Source organism: Streptomyces sp. NPDC029152 (assembly GCF_055564355.1).
Window position 1 is genome coordinate 1 of the sequence record NZ_JBVHWR010000074.1, and the last position, 1,069, is coordinate 1,069.

General features: G+C 71.7%; 1 pseudogene. It reads left to right on the forward strand.

Annotated elements, in window-relative coordinates:
* Positions 1–1,069: pseudogene (locus ACZ4V6_RS36590) on the forward strand (DEAD/DEAH box helicase); the annotation flags it as partial.

Sequence of the window (1,069 nt, forward strand, 5' to 3'; positions counted from 1 at the left end):
TGATGGTGGCGGTGTGCTCGCTGGAGAACGACCCCGTGCTGAACTCGCTGGGGGTGCGCACCACCACCAACCCGATCCAGCTCGCCCTGTGGGCCGGGTCGGGACCGGTGGTCGTGTTCGCCACGTACGCCTCCCTGGTGGACCGTGAGGACCCGGAGGATCCGACGGGCCAGCGGACGGTTCGCGGGCCGCTGGAAGCCGCTCTGGCGGGCGGAGAGCGGCTCTACGGCCAGCAGATGGCCCCGTTCGACCTCGCCATCGTGGACGAAGCCCACTCAACCGCGGGTGATCTCGGTCGGCCGTGGGCGGCGATCCACGACAACGCCCGGATCCCGGCGGACTTCCGGCTGTACCTGACCGCCACCCCGCGCGTCCTCGCCGCTCCCCGGCCGCAGAAGGGCTCCGGCGGCCAGGAGGTGGAGCTCGCGACCATGGCCGACGACCCCAACGGCACCTACGGCGCGTGGCTGGCCGAGCTGGGCCTGTCGGAGGCGATCGAGCGCGAGATCCTCGCCGGGTTCGAGATCGACGTGCTGGAGATCCGCGACCCCTCTCCCGTTCTCGGGGAGTCGGAGGAGGCGCGGCGTGGCCGGCGCCTGGCGTTGCTGCAGACCGCGCTCCTGGAGCACGCCGCTGCGCACAACCTGCGTACGGTCATGACGTTCCACCAGAAGGTGGAGGAAGCCGCGGCGTTCGCGGAAAGGCTGCCGGAGACGGCGGCCGCGCTGTACGTCAACGACGCCACCGACGAGGACCTGGCCGCCGCCGACAAGCTCCCTGCGTCGTCGATCGACGCGGAGTTCTACAAGCTGGAGGCCGGCCGCCACGTCCCGCCGGACCGGGTGTGGTCGGCGTGGCTGTGCGGCGACCACCTCGTCTCCGAGCGACGCGAGGTGCTGCGCCAGTTCGCCAACGGCATCGACGCGGCCGGGCGGCGGGTGCACCGCGCCTTCCTCGCCAGCGTTCGCGTCCTCGGGGAAGGCGTGGACATCACCGGCGAACGGGGAGTCGACTCGATCTGCTTCGCCGACACCCGCGGCTCCCAGGTCGAGATCGTCCAGAACATCGG